Source organism: Allobosea sp. Tri-44 (genome assembly GCF_004123845.1).
Taxonomy (GTDB): domain Bacteria; phylum Pseudomonadota; class Alphaproteobacteria; order Rhizobiales; family Beijerinckiaceae; genus Allobosea.
Genome location: NZ_NBDP01000008.1, coordinates 1 through 5,204 on the forward strand (window position 1 = coordinate 1; position 5,204 = coordinate 5,204).

General features: G+C 61.3%; 10 protein-coding genes and 1 pseudogene. 5 read left to right on the forward strand and 6 right to left on the reverse strand.

The genetic code is table 11. From position 1 onward, the window contains the following. The first annotated feature begins 9 nt into the window (after window positions 1–9). Window positions 10–138, forward strand: coding sequence for a TraR/DksA C4-type zinc finger protein (locus B6S44_RS09260; protein WP_282568175.1), 129 nt, complete (start codon window positions 10–12; stop codon window positions 136–138). Between the two features lie 172 nt (window positions 139–310). Here B6S44_RS09260 and B6S44_RS09265 read toward each other — a convergent pair whose 3' ends face one another. Continuing rightward, complete coding sequence (locus B6S44_RS09265; protein ID WP_129156635.1) at window positions 311–607, reverse strand: hypothetical protein; 297 nt, start codon at window positions 605–607, stop codon at window positions 311–313. A 330-nt stretch (window positions 608–937) separates the two neighbouring features. On the opposite strand from B6S44_RS09265, the gene B6S44_RS09270 reads away from it, so the two are divergent. Both B6S44_RS09270 and B6S44_RS09275 read left to right on the forward strand, forming a co-directional pair. Next, window positions 938–1,273, forward strand: a complete 336-nt coding sequence (locus B6S44_RS09270) for a hypothetical protein (protein WP_129156636.1) — start codon at window positions 938–940, stop codon at window positions 1,271–1,273. 63 nt (window positions 1,274–1,336) lie between these two features. Continuing rightward, a complete protein-coding gene (locus B6S44_RS09275; protein ID WP_129156637.1) occupies window positions 1,337–1,552 on the forward strand; it encodes a hypothetical protein in 216 nt (71 codons plus the stop codon). A 100-nt stretch (window positions 1,553–1,652) separates the two neighbouring features. On the opposite strand, the pseudogene B6S44_RS09280 reads toward B6S44_RS09275, so the two are convergent. The 4 genes and pseudogenes from B6S44_RS09280 to B6S44_RS09295 form a co-directional block, all read right to left on the reverse strand. Continuing rightward, a pseudogene (locus tag B6S44_RS09280) lies at window positions 1,653–2,427 on the reverse strand (SOS response-associated peptidase). Beyond that, window positions 2,385–3,098, reverse strand: coding sequence for a hypothetical protein (locus B6S44_RS09285; RefSeq protein ID WP_129156638.1), 714 nt, complete (start codon window positions 3,096–3,098; stop codon window positions 2,385–2,387). The pseudogene B6S44_RS09280 and the gene B6S44_RS09285 overlap by 43 nt, the downstream one beginning before the upstream one ends. Next, window positions 3,037–3,411: a hypothetical protein gene (locus B6S44_RS09290; RefSeq protein WP_129156639.1), complete on the reverse strand. Its 375-nt coding sequence runs from the start codon at window positions 3,409–3,411 to the stop codon at window positions 3,037–3,039. The genes B6S44_RS09285 and B6S44_RS09290 overlap by 62 nt, the downstream gene beginning before the upstream one ends. Window positions 3,412–3,416: 5 nt before the next feature. Next, entirely contained in the window at window positions 3,417–3,632 is a 216-nt protein-coding gene (locus tag B6S44_RS09295) for a hypothetical protein (RefSeq protein WP_129156640.1), read from the reverse strand. A gap of 105 nt (window positions 3,633–3,737) precedes the next feature. Here B6S44_RS09295 and B6S44_RS09300 point away from each other — a divergent pair, with 105 nt between their 5' ends. Then, window positions 3,738–4,004, forward strand: a complete 267-nt coding sequence (locus tag B6S44_RS09300; RefSeq protein WP_129156641.1) for a hypothetical protein — start codon at window positions 3,738–3,740, stop codon at window positions 4,002–4,004. A 377-nt stretch (window positions 4,005–4,381) separates the two neighbouring features. Then, entirely contained in the window at window positions 4,382–4,645 is a 264-nt protein-coding gene (locus B6S44_RS09305) for a hypothetical protein (protein WP_129156642.1), read from the forward strand. A gap of 122 nt (window positions 4,646–4,767) precedes the next feature. Here B6S44_RS09305 and B6S44_RS09310 read toward each other — a convergent pair whose 3' ends face one another. Continuing rightward, on the reverse strand, window positions 4,768–5,028 hold the full coding sequence (locus tag B6S44_RS09310; RefSeq protein WP_126116439.1) for a hypothetical protein: 261 nt from the start codon (window positions 5,026–5,028) through the stop codon (window positions 4,768–4,770). Window positions 5,029–5,204: the final 176 nt, after the last annotated feature.

Genomic DNA, 5,204 nt, shown 5'->3' on the forward strand with positions numbered 1-5,204 from the left:
GGCGAGGAAATTCCTGAAGCTCGGCCGAAGGCGATGCCGAGCGCGCGCACATGTGTCGATTGCCAATCTGGCCTCGACCGCCGCCTCATCCTCTGCGGCATCAATCGCCGCGGCAGTAAGGACAGCCAGTTGAAGTGATCCAAGCTGAAGTCCAAGGTTAAAGGGTGCCCGTTTCGGGCTGCAGGATTGCTGTTCGTGCGAAAGATGATGGCAAATAACTTGCAGGCGATGTGGCTAAGAGCCGCAATAGTGGTTTTGATCGGAGTGGCACTGGCGCTGCCGCTGCTGTAATCGCTCGCGCAGACGCGTGTTAGTCAGGGTAGTCGCGCGCGAGTTGGTCGTACAAGCTTTCATCGGCAGCGTCTGCAATCTTGGAAGCCCGGATCTCGTCTGCGAGTACGGGCCGCCCGCCATGGCACCGCTGGAAGGCGTAGCTGGCCCTTTCGTCAGCGAATCTCACCCGAACCTTCCCTGAGTTGCCGAGCACCGAGCCGACCTCCGCATCGACCTGCCATTCAGCGAGCCAAGCCTCGATCTCGCGCAAGCGCGCATGAAACCTGTCGCGATCTATGTCGATGAGGACATGAAAGGGACGAGCTTCCGTCATTCCACCATCCCGCGGGGATAGGTCAGCAATGGATCATCGCTGCCTCAGGTTGCCTCATAATCCTCCCAAGCAACAGGAGGACACAATGCCGATCTCGATAAGCTATCGTATCACCGACCGCATTGGTTTCTCGCTCAACCTTCGCGACGCCATCGCACTGATCTTCTGGTGGCTCTAGGGTAACAATTTCAAAGCACCGGTGCTGCTCTCAGAGCGATCGGAAAGCCTGTATCCTAACGCAAAGAGCCACCCAGCCAGCCGCGGCGAGTGCCGGATTGCCACGGCGATGCAGCTCACGGTGCCGTAGTGGCCCTATTGCCCTCCAATGGCATGGACATTGAACAGCAGCATGGTCCGTCATTGGGTTGCGTCAGAGTGACACAAAGTAGTTCCCCATCGGGATACACGCCCGAAGAACGGGCCAAAGAACTCATCGAGGGGTTCACGACGACGCTGCATTCGTCATCGACGGCGATTGTTCTTGCCAATCGTGACAAGGCCTTAGCTCAGGCCACTTTGGCATTCTCAGCTGCCGAGCACGACGCTATCGCGGCGGTCGCAAAAATGTTCGATCGTCTTGCAAGCTCCGGTGTCAGGACAATCTCGACGGAGAAGGCGGCGGAGTTGATCCATGAAATGCTCCACGAGCCCGAAATCCCTGACTGACCCTGCAAAGCACCGCCCGCACCCCGCCTCGCCACCGTTGGGCAAACGCCGTAATCTGGATGGATGAGATCCATCCTTCTCCCCGGCGGCGATGAGCGTGACGACTGGTCCGCCGAGGCCGAAATGCGCGTTGGATTGGACGGCAAAATCACGCTCGTACCAGTGCGTGAATGGCGCGGCACGCTTGAGCTAAGGCTCGACGAGCAGGATGACGACGGCCCCTCCGAGGAAGCCGATCGCCCAGAGGATAATCGCCACGATTGCGCCCCTGCAGGCTGAGGCAATCTGAAGGTATATCTGTCGGCGCCAGGGCGGCCATTTCGCCCACCGCGCGCGCGCTCGGCGGCATTGTCCCGGCCGATATGCTCCCAATGGCCCATCAGAAGAGGCTACCCTGCTCAGCCTTGGCGGCCTGTGCGGCAAAAACATCCGCTGGCCCGTCCTTCTTCACGCCGCGCGCGACGATCTTGAGCGAGCCGTTCGGCAATGGCCGTTGCAGAGCCTTCGCTTCAGACCAGGGCGCGTTCATCCAAACCTCGCATTCTTCGCGCTTCGTCAGGATCACCGGCATGGCCTTAGGGTGGATCGCCTCGACCTCGGCATTCGGCTTCGTCGTCAGGAAGGCAAAAAGGTCGATCGTCTCCTCGCCATCCTTGATCGTGCGCACGCTGGTCCATTGCGGCGTCCAGATCCCGGCAAACATGTTGGTCGGGCGGTCTTCCGACGTCGCGAACCAAACATCGCCACCAGAATCCTTGTTGAACTCGCTGAAAGAGGTGAACGGCACGAGACAGCGGCTCTCGATGCCGAACCAGCGCCGCCAGTGCGGGGCCCGTGTTGCGCACGTTGGTCACGCCGCGGTCAGGCTCCATCCGCCGCAACTCATCGATGTCGAAAGGCTTGCCCTTGGCCGCCAGCTTCTCAGCGCGCTCAGCAGCGTACTGGTCGAGGATATCCCGAGGCGTCGGCATGCCCCACCGCACCATGGCGAGCTCAGGCTCGCCGCCGCCGGCTACATTGCGCACGATCGGTGCCGGCCGGTTCGGGTTGATGTTGGCCAGCTCGAGCGGCAGGTTCGTCGGGATTTCCCGGAACTTGGCGAAGAGGCGGCTCATGGCCTCTTTGCTGCGAAGGTGGCTGTACAGATTGCACATCGGCCGGATGCTAGAGGCGCGCCCAGGATCTCACAAGAAGCTGAACTCGGGCTGCGCGGCGACCGCCGGCTCGTAGCGAAGAACCTCATTAGCTTGGGCTCGAACAGGGCGTTGCCGAAGAAATCCCTCCGCGAGCTCGGCTCGCCCAGGGCCCCAGCGCGCAAGAGCAACCCGCCATGCGCTTCCACCAACTCATGTGCGGTTTCGTGCGTCTGCAGGCGGACTTCGATGAGATAGAGGCTTGGGCGTTCGACGATCCTCTTTGGATGCCACCTGACATCCAGCCAAACTTCTATCGTCGCTCGCACGAGTTCCACACCATCAGTCTTGGTGTCGTAGACGATGACGTTCTTCCAGAGCGGGCGCGGACCTTCCTTCCGCGGCTTCACCAAGAAGTAGCCGCGCGAGTTGACGAGCTTGCCATCCTCCCGCTCCTCGTACCCGCTATAGGGGCCGGAGAAGTCGCACTTGTATTGCTCGGCCAGCGTGGTCCAGAGCCAGTCGTCGTCGTCCGACGACATATGGAATTCGAGGTCGTCGATCGTCTGCGCTTCGCCGGTCTTCCGAGCCGTTTGCGCCGCGACGGTGAGCCGGGAGATGGCGAGTTGCCTAGCTGCCGCCGATTCTGCGGCGCTTCGGACCGGGCGTTGATCCTGCTGCCAGCTGATCATCCTTGCCTCCTTCGATCAGGGTCAGGCCAGACATGCTTGGCGGCAGATCCGGCGGCGAGGTGCGGCCGGTGTCCAGGAGATAGGCGCCGCATTTCCGGCCGTACTTCTGCGGCTTGCGGTCCAAGTTGGCGGGGTTCCACGCGCACGGCTTCCGGAACTCGGCCAGCAGCCACTTCAGCGTCGCCTGCTCGCCGTAGAGCCAGGCGAGCCCGGCCAGCCGAGCGTCCTTGGTGCGGGGGCAGAAGTGGAAGCGGAAGCGCACGACCACCCAGGGAAAGTCGATTAGCGACGTGTCTTCGTTCGGCGGTTCCATGGGCGTCATGCATCAGTGGTGACCTCGCGCGGCGGCCTCGCGCCCTCCGAGAACACGCCTTGAATGAAGCCCCTCGACACCGCCCGGTCGGCGTCCGCGAGCACGGCCTTCAGCGTCTCGTAGGTCACCCTCAAAGCGGCACGCTCGCTGCCGTGAGCATCGACCAGTTCGACGAGCTCCCACTCCAATTCGTCGCGCTCCGGCAATGGCTCGGCTGACATGTTCCGCGTCCTCAGATATGAGAACATAATGAGAACGAACGAGATGGAGAGTCAACCCTGACGCCAGCCCGAAACCCGCGCCGCGCCTACAACAAGGACGGCAGCATGCTTCAGCCAGCGACCGTAGGTTCCGCCCGTACGTTCGGACACAGGCGCGCCGAGGTCTGGTGCAACGACTGCCACCATCATGCCGAGGTCAGTATGGACGGGCTGCCCGACGACCTTCCAATTCCGGATATCAGCCTGCGCTACCGCTGCTCGAAATGCGGCAGCAAGAACCTGATGTCCCGAGGCAGCATCGACGAGCACTATGAGCTGATCGAGCAGCGATCCGGGAAGGCTATCGGGAACGGGTCAAAACATCGCTCATGATCACATCAGGCTGATTGGTGGAACTCGCTGGCCTTTGTTGCCAGGTACTCCGCGTATCTCGCCGGCAGCCTCTTCGGCCGAATTAATAAGGGCTTGGAGTTTTGTTTCCTAGTCCGTTGCCATAGCTAGCAACGTATGGCTCAGGTCTACGTCGGCGGTGGCGAGGCGGTGACATCTTGCTACCGCGGCACGCAGAAGGGCGATCTGCTTGGCCGCCGTCGCGATGCGAGGAAGATCAGGGTCGTTCATGGCTGCGGGCTAGGCTCCTTACATTGGCCATCGCCGGACAAAAACGTGCGTTCCTCACCCACCGAGAACTATTGATTCGACACCACAACCCCAGCGTGCTTGGCTCCCGACGGGGACGGGAGGGGCTAATGCATGAAGGGGTCGACGTTACGGGCGCTGCCGTATTGGCGACGCACGCCCAGCTCAATGCGCTGATCGCCATCTTGATCGAGAAGAACGCGCTGTCCGAGTTTGAGATGGAGCGCATGATGAAATCAGCAATCAGTGCGCTCAGCTCTGCTCAGGTCGTTCGCACAAACGACCCCGAACGATTACAAAACGCGCGGAGGCTACTCGAACAGGCTCGCTCGGCCATGAGGGAGAACTTGAGGTCTGCGCCCATCAAGCTTTAGCGTCAAAACGGCCATATAGGACGCCGGCCTCGGTTCGCCGGCCCACAACAGGCGGCAATGATGCCAAGCGGAATTCGACGGAACGAAGAGCTACTAAGGCGCCACGTGCCAGCTTTTCTCTGTTAGTCTGTTATCACCGGGAGCGCCAGCACGCGGCCTGTTACCGCCAGATGCTTGTCACCGCGGTTCAAAACCGCGACCACGACGGACGAGCCGTCATCGCAATCGACGATCAGCCGACGACAAAACGAGATGTCATCGAATGCGGCTGTGTCGAAGTGCAGATAGCCGGCTCGGTGGCCGTCGTAATCGGCGGCGAACTGGTAGGAGACCTCAGTCTTGTGCCCATCGCGCAGGTTTAGGTAGCCTTTCCCGGTAAGCATAGCCTGTCTCCCGCCTGGCGGCGTCAACACGCGCCGCACGCGGTTATTTCCAAAACCGGTATGGAGACAACGGCCAGCCAGTGGCGCGCAGGTTCCAGCTCCTTGTCTACGTTACAGGGCCCCCCGCGCCGACGACAGGAAGGCCGGAAGACGGGGACCTGATACGCCCCTCCGCC